Origin of the sequence: Roseburia sp. AM51-8, from assembly GCF_003478275.1 — a bacterium.
Classification (GTDB): domain Bacteria; phylum Bacillota; class Clostridia; order Lachnospirales; family Lachnospiraceae; genus Pararoseburia; species Pararoseburia lenta.
In genome coordinates, this window is the sequence record NZ_QUEY01000003.1 from 235,615 (window position 1) to 254,783 (window position 19,169).

The window sequence follows — 19,169 nt, forward strand, 5'->3', positions numbered from 1 at the left end:
GTGTTTTCTCTGTCGTGTAAAAATCTCTTATGCCTTTGCCTTGCCGTGGATAAACAACCAAGACTGCGCGTAATCTTCGCGCTGTTCGTCGCTCATCTGTGAGTATTCTACAAAGGTCAGACGGGATGGCAGCATCTGCACGCCACTGCATTTGTGACATTCAACTTCTTTTCTGCGTGATACTGTGCGAATCCATCCACATTCCGGACAGATGAAAACTTTCATCATAACTCTACTCCATTCCTCTCCAATAATTCTCTTGCCGAATCCAAAGAGTCCACACCATGTAAATTCTTGATCGGTGCGAATTCCTTTTCTCTGACGACCTCATAAGGCAGATTATCATCCATCATACGGATCATATCTACAACCAGTGTTTCAAACTTGTAGCCATTTGGTGACTCCGGTTTGATCAGATTCCCCGCCTCGTCAATATATGGGATCTTTTTCTCCACCACATGTACCGGAAGATGGCGTCCCACGATCTCTTCCAACTTATCTACACGGAAAATGTAATTTAAGATCACTCCAAAAGCATAGAGCAAATCTCCCTTTTCATCGATGCTCTCTGCCATTTCCTTGCTCATTTCATAGTATTCCACAACAGATGGCTTTCCATCCTCCAGACAGAGAACTCCCATCTTCTCATAAGCGTCTACCTTGCGGACCACCTTGCTGCCGCTGACCTTGCCACTGAGAATGGTTGCTCCGACAAAAGCAGGATCACAGATGCGCTGCAAGACATTATCTACCGCGAAAATGTTGATCCATGCTACCCCACGCTTATGTACATCTTCCAGCAATCCAGCCTTTTTCAAAGATGAGAACCAGCCGCCATTACCGTTTGGTGATGTTGCCAGACGTCCCGGCTCCTCTAATAACAACTTGCCATCATAGTCGACAGCCGCTGCCATCTCCTGTACGAAGAAGGCGACATCCTCTTTCGGATAACCGAAATAGTCGTGTTCCTCGAAAAAGCGGATCGTCTCGTCATTGTTCTTCTCACTGGTCATGATGTAAAGCGGAATACTCTTACCGGCAACACTTGTCACATCCATCAGATTGTGGATGAGGCTTTCAAATAAGTACAAAGTACGGTTGATGCCCACATTTAACTCGCCCTTTGGCTTGTCCAGCCCCAGACGCGTTCCCATACCGCCTGCCAGTAAAAGCGCTGCAACCTTGCCTGCCCGGATTGCCTCATAACCTGCTTCCTCGAACTCTGCACGGCGCGCATTGATCTCATCAATATCCACGGCACTGAGCGGAGAAATCTCTCCTACCGGAACCTTTTCCTGCACACCTGCCAGTGCCAGATCGTCCCAATTCACCTCGGAGATCTGGGTCAGAAGTCCCTCCTGTGCCTCCGCGGATAAGTCATCAAAATGTCTGAGGACATGTTCTTGTCCGTGTTCTTTTAAAATCTCTTCTGCTTCATTTCTTGTCATTACGATACCTCTCCTATCTCATATCTGGTATAGATCGTATCTATTCTACCGTCCCACCATACATGACCGGCAAATGCGTAGGATCCTTTAACTTGTAGAGCGTATAGCCCAGATTCGGATACTCCGCCACCTGCGTCATAGCATCGGTTTCCTCTATGGTATAGGCATTATTTGACACCAAAATATAATCCAGCGTCTGCGGTGCCTCGTAGCCGGCATACTTGGCTACTTCGCCCTCACTCCACAAACCATACTTTTGGATATTCCCCTGCGTCAGGGCAAAATACCAGCCCCCGGCAATACCGATATTGCGCACATTATCACAATCGATCAGAAATGTGTCGAGCAATTCTTCATGGGTAACCGGCTCTATGACCCCAATACCGACATCCGCATGTTCCCGCACAAAATCACATACCTGCTCCGCCTCGGTCGTTTCCGCCTGCGTATGCGTATGTGTTTTATACTGGACATATGTGGATAATATATTATTGCCAAGTGATACGATCAAAATTCCCGACAATAATAATGTGATAAAAAACTTGCTCTTATTATAAAACAGATAGGTAAAAATTGCCACTATTACTATCAAAAGCAGCACGCAAAGCCTTGCCTTGTATGGCAAAAAAGTATGTCCGTCCTGCGAAAATACCTGAACGAAAAAGAGCATGGTATGGTCGATCGTCTGTCCGTTAAAGCCGACAAAGGAGACCAGACATAGGCCAAGGGCTGCCGCTAACGCCAAAACATGGCGAAAAGCAAAGACCGGTCTTTTTTGTTCCAGCAGATGAAAAAGAAGGATCAAAAACGGCACAAAAAGATACTCCACATAGCGGATATGCGCACGTGGGGTCAGGCTTGGATAATCCTCATAGATATAGATCGTATAGGACACAACTGCCGCTGTAACCACGATCACATAGACCAGAAAGAGACATAACTTTCTGGCATTTTTCTCCATCGTTCTGCCAAAGATGACCGGATAAAGTACCGGCAAGAACAAAAAGGCGATCAGTGTGCTCACGATAAAAAAGAGGGTTCCGTATAAAAGATACCAGAATCGTTCCTGTAAAAGCGTCAAATCAAATCCCAGTTGATAATACTGTGTTCCCGCATTGGAAAACAGGTAGATCCCGATACAGGCGACCGCCATCAAAAGCAGTGCCAGAAGAAATTTCCAGGTCTGCTTTTTGCCCGGTGCCACGTCGTCCTTTTCCATCCCTTTCCGTTGTCTCCAGCCCAGCAGGCGGTCTGTCACAAAATATAAGACCAATGCCACCGGTATCACAAGTACCAGTTCCTTGACCAGATATGCCAGCAGCCAGACCAGCACCGTCACAACCAGCATGAGTATCTTCTTTTTCCCATGCCAGGCATCTGTCAGCAACTGATAGATCAAATAGATCAAAAGTACCATGACCGGTATAAAGAGGACTTCACTGGCATAGGTCATAGAATAGGTCATGGTCGCAGACAGGGCATAAAAAAGCAGACTCCATCTGCGAAATCTTTCCTCTTTCAGAAGTTTCTTTGCCAGAGCATTAACCGGAAAAAGTCCCAAGGACATGACCAGCGCACTGATAAAGCCTATGACCAGAGTCCGCACCCTGAGATTTGAAAAGGCAAATGCCGGTGCGATCAGAAGCGAATAACCGATCTTTCCAAAGTCTGTCGGCAGATTGAATGCCAAAACCTTGTGCTGGTTCCACAGACTGGCTGCTGCCGACAAATATAAAGCCTCGTCCGGATAACAATTAACGGTACGGGGATAGTAACATCCCAGCACCGTTCGAACGATCACGCTGATCCAAAAGACCGCCCATACAAAGCGGTTCTCCTTTTTGTGTATCAATGTCATATCTGACTCTCCTACTTTTTCCCACGGAATACGATCAACTTGCTGAACACATAATTGAGTGCGATCACAATGATCTGCGCCAACATCTTGATCAACATGTTTGGCAAATGATAAACCTCGATGCAGAAATATAGCATCATCTCCTCGATGCCAAGTGTCAGCAGACGTCCTAAGCAAAATCCGCCCAACTGCACAAAAAAGGCATACACGCCCTTGGGGTGAAAAATAAATACCCAGCGGCGGTTCGTATAAAACGCAAACAAAGTGGCAAAGATCCAAGCGATCGCATTTGCCACTAATACACCAAGATCTATCGTCTCAGTAAATAAGGAATATACAAATAAATTGATGAGTACTGTACCTAATCCAAATAAGGCATAAAGCCACATCTCCCGATATTTGTAATAAATCGGACGAAACCAGCCAAGCCATGATACGGATACAACCCGATCAAATATATCTTCTTTTCTCATCCATTCCCTCCTACAGGGAGTATTTATCTACAGAATGAATGCATTTTACCACTTTTGTAAGAGAGTGTCAAAAACCTTGCCTGACCTCTTATGCCGACTTGCAATAGCCCATGCGGATGTGATCCGCCAGCATGGCAATAAACTCCGAATTGGTTGGTTTCCCCTTGCAGTCATCCACCGTATAACCGAAAATGTAATCGATCATCTCCACACTTCCGCGCGCCCAGGATGTCTCGATCGCATGACGGATCGCACGCTCGACGCTAGCAGCCGTCACACCGAACTGGTCTGCCAGACTCGGATACAAGCGCTTTGTGACAGATGATATATACTCAACACTCTGCAAAGTCATAAAAATGGCTTCGCGCAGATACTGATAACCATTCAACTGTGCCGGAACACCGACTGCCAGCAGGAGTCTGGTGATCTCCCTGCGGATACATGCCGCCTCATCCGTCTGCGGATTACTGTAGACACGCGTTAAGACATTCTGTTTTTGCCCCTGCATCCGGTCTTCGACACTCCGCTTGATCTCGCGCAGAATCAGATCCGCGTGGAAAGGTTTGACAATATAATATTCTGCCCCTTTGGCAAAAGCATCAGCCGCCACACGCTCGTCCCCAAGTGCGCTGACCATAATGAACTTGGTCGGAATATCTTCCTCCTCTTTTACCTGACTCAAAACCTCTAAACCATCCCCTAAGGGCATGACAACATCCAATAACATGACATCCGGCTTCTGGCTCTTTACCAAAGCCAGGGCTTCCACACCGCTCATCGCTTCGCCAACGATCTCCAGATCTGTGTCCATTTCTGCGATCGCACGAAGCATCTGCCGCGAAAGTTCGTTATCGTCTGCTATACCAACCCTGATCTTCTTCATTTTTCATGTTCTCCTTTTTCCCACCGTTTACGAAAAAGCAGACCTATATCCACAGATACATCCATCCGGTTCCCTGATTTCTCGTAAAACCATATTTTTTGTAGAATTTTATACGCTGCCATTTGGACAATTTTCCGATCTCGGAAAATTCTTCCAATATTTTCTTTTGTTTTTCCGGAAGGACATCAACCAAATACATCTGCCCTGCCAGATCCCTTCCCTTTTGCAAAAAGCACGCTTCTGCTGCATAAAACGACCGCTGCATAAATCTATCAGATTGCGCTTGATCTTATCTGCCTTGCTCTCCGTCCTGGCTCCCATCTCATTGTTGGCATGCTGCCTGTAATATGCACAGGCCTCATCCACTACTCCGACATGTTCTGTGCCATATGCCGCCGCCAAAGCCAAGATCCATACATCATGCATCTCAATCTTGGTCGGGTCCTGCAACTCTAACGCCGCATCACGCAGCGGGCGGTTAAACAGCATGGTACATCCTGCCGCCGGGTTATCCATGATGATCTCTGCCATAGACGTACGGTAAGGATCCCGTCCGATATAGCGGATGAAAGACGGGGCAATCTCATGCAAATTCTCATCGACCACCTGCATATCCGTGAAAACACAGAATGCCTGGTATTTGTCCTGACAAAGCATCTCTGTCTGTTTCATCTTTTTGAAACTTTTCTCGACCTTGTCCGGCATCCATACATCATCCTGATCAGCGAACATATAGTAGTCGGATTCCACCTGCGCAAGCATCCAAAAAAAATTATCCTTTGCAGATCCCTGTGCTTGACCCTCAAGGATCATAAAGTGATACGGATGATCTTCCACCCACTTTTTGAGAATATGCATCGTCTGATCTGTCGAACCGTCGTCATGGATATAACAGATAAAATCATCTTCTGTCTGTTTTTCCAGCGACCGTAACATCTCTTCTACATATTTTTCACCATTGTAGGTTGCCATTAAGATTGCAATCGTTTTTGCATTATTTTTTATCATTTATGCCACCTCGTCTTTTCGTGCTACCATTTTAACACCCTATCCATACTGACTCAAGTAACATTCCATGATTCCATCTTCCCTATGGACTTTTTCACATCTGTGTATTATATCAGACCCAAAAGTCGAAAATCTCACCTAGATTTTTGTACTTTACTCAATTATAATGGTAACGTAAGTAGAAATTTTAGACTTCGGGGAGATAAAAGTCGATGACAAATATTGAAATTACACAAAATTTTATCGAAAATCTGGAAAAAGCAAGAGAAGAACTCGGATGGACACAAGCACAGATGGCGGAAAAGTTACAGATGTCCCTTTCTTCTTATAAGTATATGATATCCGGCAAATCTGCCAAAATCCCTATTTATGTTGCCTATCTGGTCTATCAGACGACAGGGAAATTTTTCTTTGAACTCTGTGGCGACATTGTACCCGAGATGAGTCTTCTCATGGATTACCGTCAACTGTCCAAAGAGCGTCAGCAGGCGATTCGTACCTCTATTGCAATGGAACGCGCGATCGCTGCCCAGTCACCAGAGGCCATCGCCCAAGCAAAGGACACGCCGGAGGAACTCCTGCCTCTTTACACCATCCTTGGCAATATGGAAGATGGCATGTATTACGATACCTCCAATGTGGAATATTTTAATGTAGCACCTTACCGCGCCTTTTATGGGGATGAGATTACCTGTGGTGTGCGCGTCACGACCAACCATTTGCATCCTGCATATCATGCAGGCGATATTTTGTTGGTCTGCCAGCGTCCTCCAAGAGATGGTGACACCGGACTTTTTCTCAACAAGAAAAATCGCCGTTTGTATATCCGGCGATTTCGTCAAACAGAACCCTGCCGTCTGGAACCGATCACCGCGTATGGTGAGACGATCACAGTCGACAGTTATGATTACAATGATATGTACCAGTGGGTCAAATTCGGTTATGTGGTTGCCAAGATCAGATAATCCGCAACGGCAGCAATGTACTCCGTATTGGTCGGTCTTCCTTTGGATGCCTGTACGGTATAGCCGAAGATCCGATCCATGGTATCCATATCCCCCCTGCTCCAGGCTATCTCAATAGCATGACGTATCGCCCGTTCTACTGTGTAGTTCGACACGTCATGCTTTTTTGCTATCTGTCCATAGACGATCTTTGCCATCTGATGCCTGGTATCCGGTCTGGTCGCCACCATAAAGATGGCCTCTCGTAAATATTGGTATCCACGCAAATGCGCCGGCACCCCCAAGAGGAGCATCAATTCCGTAATGCGATGCTCCAAGGGCTTGCCCGGTGTGTTTTCTTTCGTGCCTGCATTTTCCGAACTCTCCAAGATCAATTCCCGACCCAATGCCGCACGAATGCTTTGAATGATCGTCTCCGAATCAAAAGGCTTGATAATATAATAAAGAGCCCCCAGCGCAAACATTTCTTCTGCTAATGCCCGCCTGTCTGCCGCGGTAACGACGATCACTTTGGTGTCTGGTGATATAGTTTCATCCGATTGCAATTGCCGCATTACTTCTTTTCCGTCCACCAGCGGCATGATCATATCTAGCAATAAGATCTGCGGTTTGCACCGGCGCACCAAGACCAATGCTTCCTCTCCATTTCCGGCAGTTCCTGCCAAAACGAAATCATCCTGCGATGCCACGATATTGGATAGCATCTCCACTGTGATCTCTTGGTCATCCGCGATAGCAATCGTAATTTTGTCCATAACGCCCAGTCTCCTTATATCAACTTCATAACCCACGGAAACCTTATCATTTTTTCTCGTTTCCCTCCAGTCTGCATGCGCGAAACCTGTCGTTTTCTGCGTCAATCTCTGCAATCACATCTTATCCGTTTGCCATTTCAAATTTGCGTGCCAACAGTTTTTCTTTAAATTCGGATTGTTTATCCTTGCTCAGATATGCCTTGGTTCCATCACTCATGATGATATTCATACCCTCGTAATTGATGGTCTCATCTAAATTGATCAGATAGGAACGGTGACTCCGGTAAAAGCCGCAGCCCTTTACCAGATCCTCCATCTCGTGCATGGTACAAGAACTGATGAAGTCCCCTTTTCGCGTGTGGATCAGGATATTTCTGCGGTTCATATTGACATAGATAATGTCCTTTATCAGAATCGGCATGGTTCCGAGTCCTACGATATTAACCTCAATACACCGCTCCTTTTCTTTGGCTTTGCGCACTGCACTCAGCGCCTCCGTGATCTCCGCCTCCATGCAGGCTTTGTCAATGTATCGAAAAGCATTGACCACATAGCCTCTGCGGCTCAACTCGGTATGGGATGTCAGCATGGCTATCTTTGCATATTCATATTGCTTCTGGTAACGTTTTGCTGTCTCAAAACCATCCAGCCCCTCCATTTCGATATCCATAAACAGAATATCGTAATAGGTGTTCCGGTCTAAAAGTTCCCTGCCGCTGGAATAGCGGTCGATATGTGGTGCATCCAGACCATATTTCTTCTCGATCACATCTACTGTCTTCTGTTGCCATAGTGGTTCATCGTCCACTACCGCAATCTTTAAGAATTCTGCTTCATATTGCATAAACTTAACCGAACGACGAACCGGGCATCTGCCGTATCATAAAAGATGTGTCCGTTATTCTTACGGACCACCTCATTGATATTGGCAATCCCAAACCCTTGATGTCGTAAATCTCCTTTCGTTGATACAAACCGATTGTCAGTCCTTTTGATCGGATTGACATAATCATTCTTCACTACAATTAAAATCTGTGTCTCATCATAACGTACGCCGCAGTATATGGTCTTACCGCCCGCTTCTTTCTCTGCATCTATAGCATTGCTCAAAAGATTGGATAAGACGGTACAAAGATCGTAAGCAGACACATAACATTCTCCCGGGAAGTGACCTTCCACCTCCATGGTAATGCCTGCCAGTGCCGCTTCATCATAGTAGCGGTTGATGATGGCGTCCGCTATATCGTTGTTGACGGTCACACGATTGCCAATGGCGGCGATCTGCTCTGTCATCTTGTGGAAATAGGCTTCAAACTCTTCCCGCTTGCCTTCCTCATATAACTGTTTCGCCATAGCCATATGCGACTTGAAGTCATGACGGAAGCGCTTGGTATTCTGCTCGCGCTCACTCAGATACTGATAATGTGCCACTTGTTCTTCCAGATACTTTGTCGCCAGCGCCTGCTGGGTACGGTAGGCGTTGCGCGAAAAATAGAGAGCGATGAGAAGTCCGAGTTGGACGAAGACACCGAGACTCATGAGGATATATGCCACTTCCGCTATCCAACCATGTTCTAAACGAATGTCATCCAGAATATACTCCCCAAAGAAGGTTATACTGATACAATCTGCCATCAAGACAACCATAAAAATAATCATATATTTCAAGGGTATATTTTTCAGTTCTGCTGGATAATTATTCACTATATATAAATAGACTACGATAACAAATACCCACAGAATAAGGCGAGCAAGCAGTTTTTCGCTCTGCGATGAAATTTGTAGATTTAATCCTGCTACTCCTACTGACACCATATTGCGTAATAATTGTGAAGAGATACTAATCAACAATGCTGCTAAAACCACACTCAAAAAGAGATTTTTATTCCTTTTAAGCAATAACAATTTTATCATAATGATAATGAGCACTATATATAACGCAAGTTGTATATTTGCATTTTTAATATCATATGACATCAGTGTAAATAGCAATAAAAGTGTTCCTGCTATACCCCAATTTCTTCTAATTGTTTGAATTTGTGCATCTGAAATCAACGCAATTAAAACAACTAGCAGTCCTATATATTCTACATTACTTACAAATAAGAAAAATATACCCATAAATCATCCACCCTTTTTTCATATTTAACTATATTATAGCAACTGACTGAAAAAAGGGGTACCTTTATTCGCCTAGTGTCTTCCCAGGCTTTTAATCCAATTTTCGATAACTTCAAATAAATCCATAAGTCACTGTCCTCCTTTCAAAAATTTCAAGAGGACAATAACCCGTCTTATTCAGTTACCAATATTTTCCGCGTCAATGCCTTAATTTTTCGCGCAAAAAAAGCCAGCCCCATCGGGCTGGCTTATCATCTCATCATATTCACGATGCTTTTATTTACCTACAACATAATCCTTATATGAGGAATTTACCTTATCCTTATCAGACAGGATCAGATCATCTGCTGTCATACCTTCCGGCATCGGCCATTCTACACCAATATCCGGATCATTCCACATCAGACCACCTTCATCATTTGGATGATAGAAATCGGTTACTTTGTAGCAGAACTCTGCGTGATCGGAGAGAACGATAAATCCATGTGCAAATCCCTTTGGAATGAAGAACTGCTTTTTGTTCTCAGCTGTCAAAGTCACGCCAAACCACTTGCCAAATGTCTCGGAACCCTCGCGGAGATCCACTGCAACATCAAATACTTCTCCGCTGATCACACGCACCAACTTATCCTGTGGATAATTGATCTGAAAATGAAGTCCGCGAAGAACGCCTTTTTTGGATGCTGACTGATTATCCTGCACAAACTGACAATCGATCCCTGCTGCTGCGAAATCATTGTAGTTGTAAGTCTCCATGAAATATCCTCTGTCATCACCGAAAACGGTCGGTTCAATGACCTTCAATCCTTTGATTCCATTGCAATCATCTGTTACTGTTATTTTTCCCATGATTAACACCTTCCTGTGATTCTAGTCTTATCTGCTATCTATTATACAGACACATAAAACGTTCGTCTAGTCTACTTTTCCAAATGTTCGTACTCATAATGCACATGTTGCAGTTCCATCTCAAAATCCTGCCGGTTCTTTCGCGTGATCGTCTGGAGTTGCAGTCCCGCAAAAAAGGAAACCATCGCCGCTAAAATAACAAAGCAGCATACGATCAAAGTCGGAAAACGTTCCACCAGACCTGTATGATTGAACTCAACCAAAACAGGTATCATAAACCCAACGCCTAATACCGCCAAAATCAATGCAATCACGCCAAAGAATGCCATTGGTTTATACGTACGAAACAGGCTTGCAATGGTACGAAGCACTTTAAATCCGTCACTGTATGTATTTAGCTTTGACTCACTGCCTTCAGGTCTGTCTCGATATTCAATAATCACATTCTCTACAAACATATTCTTATCTGCTGCATGAATGCTCATTTCCGTCTCGATCTCAAAGCCCTGGGAGAGAACCGGAAAGGTCTTTACAAATTGATAACTGAATGCCCGATAGCCTGTCATAATATCCTTGATATTGGTGTGGAAAAGGCTATTGATGGAAGATCGCACAATGGAATTCCCAAAATTGTGGAAAGGTCTCTTATTTTCCTCAAAATATGTGGAAGAAAGACGGTCTCCCACCACCATATCTGCATGATGATTTAACACACAGTCCACCATCTCTCTGGCACTCTCTGCCGGATAGGTGTCATCCCCATCGGTCATCACATAACATTCTGCATCAATCTCGCGGAACATACGGCGGATAACATTACCTTTGCCCTGCTGGTATTCATACTTAACAACCGCCCCTGCCTTTCTGGCAATCTCATCCGTACCATCAGAGGAATTGTTGTCAAATACATAAATGGTTGCCTCCGGTAAGGCTTTCTTAAAATCTGTAACAACCTTTTCGATCGTCTTGCTTTCATTGTAGCAAGGTATTAAAACTGCAATTTTGTCCATTTTGGTGTTCTCCTTCTCGTAGAAATATCATTACTATAAATAATGGTAACAGTAATTGTTGGGCAAGTCCATAGCGCGGCCAGTAAGATATTGGCGAAGCTAATATAAGTGTAGCCATAAGTCCAAGCGCCGGTGCAAGCACAGTAAGCCGGCGAAAATCCAAGCGCAACAAGGCAAAAAGAGCCACTCCAATCAATAACCAATGAATATATCCAATTGGTATACATCGTGCTGTATATGGGAACATTTTTGTCAAGAATGAATTATTATCTACCAATTTAGTTTCAATTCCCTCTACCCCCATTCCATACTCAGGATAGATATTTCTTGGCACACCATTCAAGATATTTCCTGTAAATCCATTGACCCACTTCTGATTCACCGACCAAAATCCAAAGGTCTGTAATTCCCACGCTTCAAAACAAATACGCGGATTCTTTCTCAGAATGGATAGATATGTACGAAAAAATCCATCCTCCAGCACTTCTTTTTGAAAATTGGGGTTCCACTTCAGATTATCTACCAAACATGGTGTATAAGCTGACTGATATTCCTCCATAGGTAACAAACGCCCCATATAATCACTGTCTTCTGCAGAAAGTTCTCCGTTCTCAACAACAACGCGTGCCATCTGTGCCAGAAAGATTCCATAACTTTCCGCTTTTTCATCATCCTTTACAATACCATATGCATCATAAACCGGTCCAGTAATAAACTTGGAAGCAATCATTACTATCAAGCATATTACCAATATCTGTATGCCTTTTTGCCTGGTCATTTTTCTAAACAGCAAGAACACTGACAAACATACTATCGCTATTGCAATATAAAAGCCATTATTCCGGCTAAAGATCATAGCCAATACCGAAATTAGTAATAAGATATTTCTTATAATATTTTGTTTTTTGTCTGTTTCTACATATAGTATATCAAATAACAAGATTGTGACGCAAACAATTGTAACTGAGAAAATCGGGTCTTTCCAGATAGCAATCGAATACTGAGCAATATATGGCGAACATCCAAAGACTACAAGCATCAGCCAAGTAAGCCATCGGTTCAATCGAAATCGCGTCCGTATCCATTGAACCATCAATCCAATTCCCAGAGCCATAATTCCCATCTGTATCACAGAATAAATTGCAAGGCCCATTGTCAATCCGCCTAGATGTTGCCCCAAACGAAGGCATACTCGAATGAACAACACATATGCAACCGGATGATGATTGGTAAGCGGTTGCTGTCCCAAGGCTTGCGCAATATTTGCTGTACTGTCGCCAAAGATAAATCCAGGATAATAAACATATAAATATGGTGACCATAGAAGCATCAGGACGATACTACTTACTGTGATTTTCCCCAGTGGAATGCGCTCTCCCGAAACTCCTTTTATTTCAATAGGTCTTTTCTTAATCATTCGTTCACACAATAAGATACCAATGTAAATACAACATGCAAATAATAATCCTTCTGCCAGATCATATCTATGATAACTATCAATTGTGTTCCCTGTACCCTGGTAAACCTGATCAGTAAGATGTATGTGTTTTCCAAGTATAATCACAGCCGACAAGCCAATGGAGAATAGTATTGTTGCAAATTTATCTCGTAATCCAACTACTGATTTTTTGAAATCCATGTATGATTTGTCCCCTCTCTATTTATTTTAGTTGTTGCTTCTTTGTATGTCTGTATGCATCTGATTCTATTAAATAGTATACATATTTATAACCAATTTCTCATAGACAACATTCATCTCATCATGTAAACTACCCTTATACAATATATGAATAGAGGTATTATCATGAACATTCTAATTGCTGGTGCCGCTGGTTTTATAGGAACAAACCTTACATTAGCACTGATGAAAAATCCTGCAAATCACATTACAATTACCGACACAGACACTTCATATTTCACTAATGAGACAATTATTGCTGCCAATAATGTCTCTTGCCTTGCGCTCCACACACAGACACACAACTTCGAGAATATTCTGGAAAATATAGATCTTGTATTTCATCTCGTCAGTACGACAAATCCGTCTTCTTCTAATAATGATATTGAAGCCGAATTAAACGAAAATATTACTTTTTCCACTCGCTTACTAGAAGCCAGTGTAAAGCATCATGTTTCCAAAATTATTTTTATTTCCTCTGGTGGAACCGTATATGGAAATGTCGCATGTCCAATCACAGAAAATGCCCCTACAAATCCCATTACCGCATATGGCATCCAGAAATTGACAATCGAGAAGATATGTCATCTCTACCATTGTATGCATGGGATTGACTATAGTATTTTGCGTCTAGCAAACCCATACGGACCATATCAGCGTCCAAACGGAAAACTTGGTGCCCTCACCACCTTCACTTACAAGGCTCTTCACCAAGAGACACTTCATGTCTATGGAGATGGATCTGTTGTTCGCGATTATATCTATATTGATGATGCCATTGACGCAATGTTAAAAATCGCCTTTGGATCCCCCCAATATCATATCTATAATATTGGTAGTGGCACCGGAACAAGTCTCAACGACTTAATTGATCATCTTCGTTCTGTGCTTGATATCAGAATAGACGTAAATTATGAAAAAAAGCGCAGTGTCGATCTCCCCGCAAATTATCTGGACATCACACGATACGAAACGGAATTTGGTACACTAGTTCACACTCCAATCGATGATGGCATCCGGCGTACTGCTGATTTTCTTAAGGCTCATTCCTAATTTATAAGATTCCTTATACTGCCCAGTAGTTTTCCAATGCCCCAGAAAAGCCACCTACGAGCCATATCAATCAATAAACATCCAAAGAAAACTACTAACATCTTCTCTGCAAACTGACCATATGGTTCAACTGTCTGCAATGCATTCGGTTTCCATATGGTCCAGACCACAGGTCGCAAGAAGTCATTCTCATGTATCATATAAATACCAAAAACTGAGCCCGCAATATATGTCACAAGTTTCGAATAGAAATTGACATTGGCAAAAAAGGCAAACCAGGATAGTGCCCAAATCACGCCAACAAAAGAATACAAAGGCATCAGATACTGTGCGCATCCCAAAATTGAATTATTCTGCCACTTAATCCCCACATAATTGCAAAGTGCTACAGAACCTATGGCTATGCCAAAACAGATCATTCCCACAAGGGCATTCCATACGTTTGCATACTTTTTCTTTCCATATATATGTAAACGATAGTAACCTCCAAACGCATACATGACAAAGAAAAAGTCCACATTGCTAAATTCCCATGATTTATCCAACTGTGTCAGCGTTGGTACAACAGACCAACAAAGGAATAAGATGAGCAGGAGCCTTCTATACTCCTTTTGCGACAACTGATTTAATAAAGGATTGATGTATGGCACCAAAAGATAGAACAGCAAATATGCTATGATATACCAATTTCCCCACAAGGTCGGGAAAACGACCCGCAGCATATTGAAAAAAGAAAATGCCGCCAATCCCTTGTAGGCTAATATTGCAAAGATTACAATCGCATAGAAATATATTTCCACTACTAATTGTAAGATCTTTTTCAAACGTTTCTTTCCGTCATTCCGAGATCCGATCATATAAAAGCCCGTGATCAGCGCAAAAAGATCACAACTCCATGATCCGTACATAGAGACTTGTTCCAAAAAGATGCGTCCCTTGTTGATATTATCCACGCTGACCGGTGCAAATCCTCCATGCACATAATAATGATGTGCAATGATAAGGAACATACCAATGATCTTTAACAAGTCCAAACTGGAATTTCGTTTTTCCCCTTTACTTATCATACTTAACCCCTTTATCTCTTAAGATATTGTTTTGCCATAGAAGCCAATGCCATGAACTCCTCGTTGCGCGTTATCACGGAGAGCAGAACATAAATAACAATACCCACCAGAATTTCTACAAACAGTAATGCTATCGTCCCAAGTCCCAATGGTAAATGGGCTACCAACAGCACGCCTGCTCCCATAAAGACTGACATAATGGTTGCCGGCAGGCAATCCCATAACTGCTCTCTGATCGAATAATCGACGGTCTTATGCGCCATTACACCATTGATCACAAATTCCAACAAGGTATTTAAAGGAAGCGTCAACGCAATCGCCATCACGCCATATTGCATGGCAATGATGATCGAAAGGATCAGAATTGGCTTCTTGAAGATCTCTGCCTTCAGCATTTTATCACTGTAGCCCATTGCCTTAACTGACTGTAGGGTAATCGTTCCGGGCACTGAAAAAATTGCCTCAATACATACGACCCAGACAAACGGAACCATAGCGATCCATTTCTCCGTATACAAAAAGATCGTCAATGGCTCTGCCACTACTAACAGCCCTGTCATCAAGGGATAAATGATATAGGTCAAAACACGGATGCTCTTTCGTGATAAAGCCTTCACTTTTTCGCCCTCGTCATTAATCTTTGACATTCCCGGAAACAGAACACTGATCAAGGAGGTGTAAATATTACTCTTGATCAATGTTGGCAGCTGTTTTCCCTTCGTATAATACGCCAGATCCGCTGACGTGTATTTGGCTCCGATGATGAAATCTCCCAAATTGTTGCATACCGTCCCAAGCAGGTCTGTCATCATAACCTTTCCGCCGTAGCGGATCATAGGCTTTGCCGCTTTCCATGAGAACATCAGGCGCGGATGCCAGCGAACCGTAACTGCTAAAAACAGGGTGTCAATGATCGTGTTTGTCAGATACTGCGCGATCAATGCCCATACCCCATATCCTTGCAGCGCCATAGCAATGCCAACGACAGCAGACACCAAAGTACCTATGATCGTAGAAAAGAAAAAGCGTTTAAAATCCATACGTCTGGAAATGTATGCCGTCTGTATGGATTGATAGGCGGAAATCGGTAGGCGCAATGCAAATACACGCACGGCAGATGTCAATATCGGCATATGGTATGCTTTTGCCATCCAAGGTGCCGCCACAAACAAAATGGCATATAATAAAATTCCCAGACCTAAATTACAATAAAAGATTGTTGAAAAATCCAGTTCATCCGCATCCTGTTTTTGGATCAGGCTGTATTTAAGCCACTCGTCAAGAAAACATCTGCCACTGTAATAAAGACATTAATGATAGACACAACACCATAATCATCCGGCATCAATATGCGCGCCAATACCAGCGATACGATAAAGGAAACTCCCTGTGCGATAAAACGCTCTGCAAATTTCCATACCATACCTGACATGATCTGTTTTTTCAATGATGGTTCTGCCATACTCTCTTAGATCTCCTGCTCATCTTCTGCTGACACCGGCTGCTGCCCTTGTGCCATTGCATGTTTTAGTTTAACCAAATATCTGTACGCAGCATAATCTGTCGCTTCACACCATTTTTCATGGTTATAAAAGTATTCTTCGTCATGAGGATTTACTTTAAAATATACATCCCCCTTTGCCCTTTTCCATGCATACTCCTGATATGATTTTGTAAAATAGTGATTGATCTGTATCGGAAACTCCGCTGTCGGGATCACATTGACATCCCCAAAACATACTTTGCCAAAAATATTGACCGGAGGAAGATTACGTCTGCCATTGTTGGTCCATAAATTGTGATGCAAATAATCATTCTTCGGCGATTTTTCGTCAAATCCGAATGCCGTATTATAAAAACATTTTCCTACGTCATAATACTTGGACCAGCACACCGTAAAATCTTCTGTGACAAGCCCCTTCACATCACGCGCCATATGCCTGATGTCCCATACATACGCCAGTATAATTTGACCGCGCCATATTTATTTTCAAATGCCTGTAAGAAATCGTAAATATTATCTGTCTTTCGTGGCACGACAAACTCATCAATATCCACAAATCCCATCCAGCGCGTTTCTTTTGCATACTTATGGATGCAGTCTTTGTATGCCTCTATCTGCGCCTGGTTTTTCGGCCAGTCTACCAGAGTCACGATATTTCTTTTGATATACGGCTCTAAGACTTCGCGGTAGTTATCATCAGAATTGTTATTGTAAAGATAAAAATGCTCCACCCCCACAATGCGGTGAAACTCAATCCATTCCTTGAGATAAAGGGCTTCATTCTTAAAAATTGCCCCTATAGAGACCTTGTATTGTCTCTCCGCCATATCGCGCTTCTTAGGACTGATCCTCCACGCCCATTGATACAGCATTGCCATCCCCTTATATGCCAGATGCATCCATCTGCCTTGTTTTCCATCCGCCGGCTGATCTAACATCAAATACCGTGTCTGCTTCATTTCTTTTTGCATGATATTCTCCTAAAGCCTGCTCACTTGATGATATGCAATATCCGTCCCGCAGCTTTGAAACATTCTTTTACAATATAGCGCACAGCACTCCAAAATGCTGCACCCTTTTTATAATAAACAACAATAGAATCACTAAAATTACTAAGATCATAAGAACATGGTCGTTTTATCATAACAAACGAAACATAGAATGACATCACCAGATCCAGATTTTCTTTTTTGACCTTTTCAAAAGTCTCCAGTGTAATATCGCCATCCTTATATAATCTTTCAATGATCTTGACATACTCTACTGCAAAAGTATCAAACAGATCGTACTTTCCTTTTTGTGACGCGTTCGGCTCCAGATCCGTAAGCAGTGCTGTATTATCAATAATATACATATCTTTCTTTCTTGCCGAAAAGATCACATCTGTATGCGGAAACATCTTATTGAATGTCTGTGTAAAGTCCAATTCCTCTAAGTCTTTTTTCCAGATCGTCGTACCCGCCGACCAGGAGGACCAATACGATAATGCCCCCACATACGCGTCAAAATTTTCATAAACCGCCTGCGTCTCTTTTCGTTTTTCCGCCTGATTTAAAAAATAAATGCCCGGACATTTGTCTGTATATTTCTCTGAGAAATCAATAAGATATTGCAAAGCACCTTCTTTTAACGCATACCTGTGATTGATAAATTTGATCATGTTGCCACGCGCTAATTTGAATGCCTCGATCTGGTTCAAAAACTGAACTGCATCTGTTTTTTTATAGATCAGATTCTGATATCTTGCCGCATATTGTTCCATCATGGACTGAAATTCCGGATCGTTGCCATTATCCGTAACGATCACTTCATATTCCGATTCCCGACACCGGCTGGCGTAGATACTATCCAAAACAGGTCTGACCCACTTTACGATACCATTGGTCGGTATACATAAGGAAACTTTGATTTGCTCTGTCATTTAATCTTCTCCATCCTTACCAACTTGTTTTAATACCCGCGCCGGCACACCGCCCACGATAGCATATGCCGGAACATCTTTTGTCACGATCGCTCCTGCTGCGACAAGGGCATTATGACCGATCGTCACGCCATCCATGATAACCGCATTATCTCCAATCCACACCTTATCGCCAATGATCACCGGTCCCTTGCTTGACAGTTCCCGCGCCTCCGGTGCCAGAGACATATCCTCATAAGAAGTGCTTCCATGCTGATGATCGGTAATATAGATCTTGGAACCAAGTAAAACATCGTCACCGATCTCTACCCGGTTCATGGCTCCGATATGCACATAATTTCCCGCCGAGAAATTCTTTCCTATGATGATCTGTGGCTCGTAATGATGGCCTAAATGCTGTTCTACTGCTTCTATACGAAAGCCATCTCCCACAAAAAAGTTTCCATAGGCAGTAATATGCCTGCCGCCAATGATCGAAACCCTGCCATTCGTCCAAAACCTGCCATGCAGTTGACCTATTTTCTTTGCCTGTATAGCGCTATACAGCACATTACGCACACTACTCAGTAATGACAT

19 protein-coding genes and 1 pseudogene are annotated in these 19,169 nt (G+C 43.0%); 2 read left to right on the forward strand and 18 right to left on the reverse strand.

All coding sequences use genetic code 11. The annotated features are described in order from the left end of the window. Positions 1-27: 27 nt before the first annotated feature. The 6 genes from DW996_RS07930 to DW996_RS07955 form a co-directional block, all read right to left on the reverse strand. Complete coding sequence (locus DW996_RS07930; RefSeq protein ID WP_118281611.1) at positions 28-228, reverse strand: DNA-directed RNA polymerase subunit M; 201 nt, start codon at positions 226-228, stop codon at positions 28-30. After that, positions 225-1,448 (reverse strand): UTP--glucose-1-phosphate uridylyltransferase, encoded by a 1,224-nt coding sequence (locus tag DW996_RS07935; protein ID WP_118535366.1) that lies wholly within the window; start codon positions 1,446-1,448, stop codon positions 225-227. The genes DW996_RS07930 and DW996_RS07935 overlap by 4 nt, the downstream gene beginning before the upstream one ends. Positions 1,449-1,488: 40 nt before the next feature. Next, positions 1,489-3,306 (reverse strand): glycosyltransferase family 39 protein, encoded by a 1,818-nt coding sequence (locus DW996_RS07940; protein WP_118535367.1) that lies wholly within the window; start codon positions 3,304-3,306, stop codon positions 1,489-1,491. A gap of 11 nt (positions 3,307-3,317) precedes the next feature. Beyond that, positions 3,318-3,779 (reverse strand): GtrA family protein, encoded by a 462-nt coding sequence (locus tag DW996_RS07945; protein WP_118281608.1) that lies wholly within the window; start codon positions 3,777-3,779, stop codon positions 3,318-3,320. A gap of 88 nt (positions 3,780-3,867) precedes the next feature. Then, a complete protein-coding gene (gene spo0A / locus DW996_RS07950) occupies positions 3,868-4,662 on the reverse strand; it encodes a sporulation transcription factor Spo0A (RefSeq protein WP_118281607.1) in 795 nt (264 codons plus the stop codon). Between the two features lie 108 nt (positions 4,663-4,770). Then, positions 4,771-5,670 (reverse strand): glycosyltransferase family 2 protein, encoded by a 900-nt coding sequence (locus DW996_RS07955; RefSeq protein ID WP_118535368.1) that lies wholly within the window; start codon positions 5,668-5,670, stop codon positions 4,771-4,773. Positions 5,671-5,882: 212 nt separating this feature from the next. Here DW996_RS07955 and DW996_RS07960 point away from each other — a divergent pair, with 212 nt between their 5' ends. Continuing rightward, positions 5,883-6,635 carry a helix-turn-helix domain-containing protein gene (locus DW996_RS07960; RefSeq protein WP_118281605.1) on the forward strand — a complete coding sequence of 251 codons (753 nt, stop codon included), beginning with the start codon at positions 5,883-5,885 and terminating at the stop codon, positions 6,633-6,635. Here the strand turns inward: DW996_RS07960 and spo0A (DW996_RS07965) are convergent. The 6 genes from spo0A (DW996_RS07965) to DW996_RS07990 form a co-directional block, all read right to left on the reverse strand. Further along, entirely contained in the window at positions 6,611-7,390 is a 780-nt protein-coding gene (spo0A, locus tag DW996_RS07965; RefSeq protein WP_118535369.1) for a sporulation transcription factor Spo0A, read from the reverse strand. The genes DW996_RS07960 and spo0A (DW996_RS07965) overlap by 25 nt on opposite strands. A gap of 121 nt (positions 7,391-7,511) precedes the next feature. Next, a complete protein-coding gene (locus DW996_RS07970; RefSeq protein ID WP_118535370.1) occupies positions 7,512-8,234 on the reverse strand; it encodes a LytR/AlgR family response regulator transcription factor in 723 nt (240 codons plus the stop codon). Beyond that, positions 8,210-9,049, reverse strand: a complete 840-nt coding sequence (locus DW996_RS07975) for a sensor histidine kinase (RefSeq protein ID WP_243098738.1) — start codon at positions 9,047-9,049, stop codon at positions 8,210-8,212. Before DW996_RS07975 ends, DW996_RS07970 begins: the two co-directional genes overlap by 25 nt. A 738-nt stretch (positions 9,050-9,787) precedes the next feature. Then, on the reverse strand, positions 9,788-10,360 hold the full coding sequence (gene rfbC / locus DW996_RS07980; RefSeq protein ID WP_118281601.1) for a dTDP-4-dehydrorhamnose 3,5-epimerase: 573 nt from the start codon (positions 10,358-10,360) through the stop codon (positions 9,788-9,790). A 71-nt stretch (positions 10,361-10,431) separates the two neighbouring features. Beyond that, the gene (locus DW996_RS07985; protein ID WP_118281600.1) at positions 10,432-11,370 is read right to left on the reverse strand and encodes a glycosyltransferase family 2 protein; all 939 of its coding nucleotides are present in this window, start codon (positions 11,368-11,370) and stop codon (positions 10,432-10,434) included. After that, positions 11,333-13,009, reverse strand: coding sequence for a DUF6020 family protein (locus DW996_RS07990; RefSeq protein WP_118535372.1), 1,677 nt, complete (start codon positions 13,007-13,009; stop codon positions 11,333-11,335). The genes DW996_RS07985 and DW996_RS07990 overlap by 38 nt, the downstream gene beginning before the upstream one ends. Before the next feature lie 165 nt (positions 13,010-13,174). On the opposite strand from DW996_RS07990, the gene DW996_RS07995 reads away from it, so the two are divergent. After that, the gene (locus DW996_RS07995) at positions 13,175-14,101 is read left to right on the forward strand and encodes an NAD-dependent epimerase/dehydratase family protein (protein WP_118281598.1); all 927 of its coding nucleotides are present in this window, start codon (positions 13,175-13,177) and stop codon (positions 14,099-14,101) included. Here DW996_RS07995 and DW996_RS08000 read toward each other — a convergent pair. The 6 genes and pseudogenes from DW996_RS08000 to DW996_RS13620 form a co-directional block, all read right to left on the reverse strand. Next, positions 14,098-15,168 carry an acyltransferase family protein gene (locus tag DW996_RS08000; protein WP_118535373.1) on the reverse strand — a complete coding sequence of 357 codons (1,071 nt, stop codon included), beginning with the start codon at positions 15,166-15,168 and terminating at the stop codon, positions 14,098-14,100. The genes DW996_RS07995 and DW996_RS08000 overlap by 4 nt on opposite strands. 11 nt (positions 15,169-15,179) lie before the next feature. Beyond that, positions 15,180-16,630, reverse strand: a pseudogene (locus tag DW996_RS15035) (lipopolysaccharide biosynthesis protein). A 6-nt stretch (positions 16,631-16,636) separates the two neighbouring features. Beyond that, entirely contained in the window at positions 16,637-17,104 is a 468-nt protein-coding gene (locus DW996_RS08015) for a hypothetical protein (RefSeq protein WP_118535376.1), read from the reverse strand. Further along, complete coding sequence (locus DW996_RS08020; protein WP_118535377.1) at positions 17,089-17,643, reverse strand: glycosyltransferase family 92 protein; 555 nt, start codon at positions 17,641-17,643, stop codon at positions 17,089-17,091. The genes DW996_RS08015 and DW996_RS08020 overlap by 16 nt, the downstream gene beginning before the upstream one ends. A 20-nt stretch (positions 17,644-17,663) precedes the next feature. Continuing rightward, the gene (locus DW996_RS08025; RefSeq protein WP_118535378.1) at positions 17,664-18,593 is read right to left on the reverse strand and encodes a glycosyltransferase; all 930 of its coding nucleotides are present in this window, start codon (positions 18,591-18,593) and stop codon (positions 17,664-17,666) included. Continuing rightward, positions 18,594-19,169 carry an acyltransferase gene (locus DW996_RS13620; protein ID WP_147403544.1) on the reverse strand — a complete coding sequence of 192 codons (576 nt, stop codon included), beginning with the start codon at positions 19,167-19,169 and terminating at the stop codon, positions 18,594-18,596.

Bases quoted from the DNA above. Each gene is read 5' to 3' on its own strand.
- DW996_RS07930 (WP_118281611.1), bottom strand. From the start codon at position 228: ATGATGAAAGTTTTCATCTGTCCGGAATGTGGATGGATTCGCACAGTA.
- DW996_RS07935 (WP_118535366.1), bottom strand. From the start codon at position 1,448: ATGACAAGAAATGAAGCAGAAGAGATTTTAAAAGAACACGGACAAGAA.
- DW996_RS07940 (WP_118535367.1), bottom strand. From the start codon at position 3,306: ATGACATTGATACACAAAAAGGAGAACCGCTTTGTATGGGCGGTCTTT.
- DW996_RS07945 (WP_118281608.1), bottom strand. From the start codon at position 3,779: ATGAGAAAAGAAGATATATTTGATCGGGTTGTATCCGTATCATGGCTT.
- spo0A (WP_118281607.1), bottom strand. From the start codon at position 4,662: ATGAAGAAGATCAGGGTTGGTATAGCAGACGATAACGAACTTTCGCGG.
- DW996_RS07955 (WP_118535368.1), bottom strand. From the start codon at position 5,670: ATGATAAAAAATAATGCAAAAACGATTGCAATCTTAATGGCAACCTAC.
- DW996_RS07960 (WP_118281605.1), top strand. From the start codon at position 5,883: ATGACAAATATTGAAATTACACAAAATTTTATCGAAAATCTGGAAAAA.
- spo0A (WP_118535369.1), bottom strand. From the start codon at position 7,390: ATGGACAAAATTACGATTGCTATCGCGGATGACCAAGAGATCACAGTG.
- DW996_RS07970 (WP_118535370.1), bottom strand. From the start codon at position 8,234: ATGCAATATGAAGCAGAATTCTTAAAGATTGCGGTAGTGGACGATGAA.
- DW996_RS07975 (WP_243098738.1), bottom strand. From the start codon at position 9,049: ATGATTATTTTTATGGTTGTCTTGATGGCAGATTGTATCAGTATAACC.
- rfbC (WP_118281601.1), bottom strand. From the start codon at position 10,360: ATGGGAAAAATAACAGTAACAGATGATTGCAATGGAATCAAAGGATTG.
- DW996_RS07985 (WP_118281600.1), bottom strand. From the start codon at position 11,370: ATGGACAAAATTGCAGTTTTAATACCTTGCTACAATGAAAGCAAGACG.
- DW996_RS07990 (WP_118535372.1), bottom strand. From the start codon at position 13,009: ATGGATTTCAAAAAATCAGTAGTTGGATTACGAGATAAATTTGCAACA.
- DW996_RS07995 (WP_118281598.1), top strand. From the start codon at position 13,175: ATGAACATTCTAATTGCTGGTGCCGCTGGTTTTATAGGAACAAACCTT.
- DW996_RS08000 (WP_118535373.1), bottom strand. From the start codon at position 15,168: ATGATAAGTAAAGGGGAAAAACGAAATTCCAGTTTGGACTTGTTAAAG.
- DW996_RS08015 (WP_118535376.1), bottom strand. From the start codon at position 17,104: ATGGCGCGTGATGTGAAGGGGCTTGTCACAGAAGATTTTACGGTGTGC.
- DW996_RS08020 (WP_118535377.1), bottom strand. From the start codon at position 17,643: ATGCAAAAAGAAATGAAGCAGACACGGTATTTGATGTTAGATCAGCCG.
- DW996_RS08025 (WP_118535378.1), bottom strand. From the start codon at position 18,593: ATGACAGAGCAAATCAAAGTTTCCTTATGTATACCGACCAATGGTATC.
- DW996_RS13620 (WP_147403544.1), bottom strand. From the start codon at position 19,169: ATGTCATTACTGAGTAGTGTGCGTAATGTGCTGTATAGCGCTATACAG.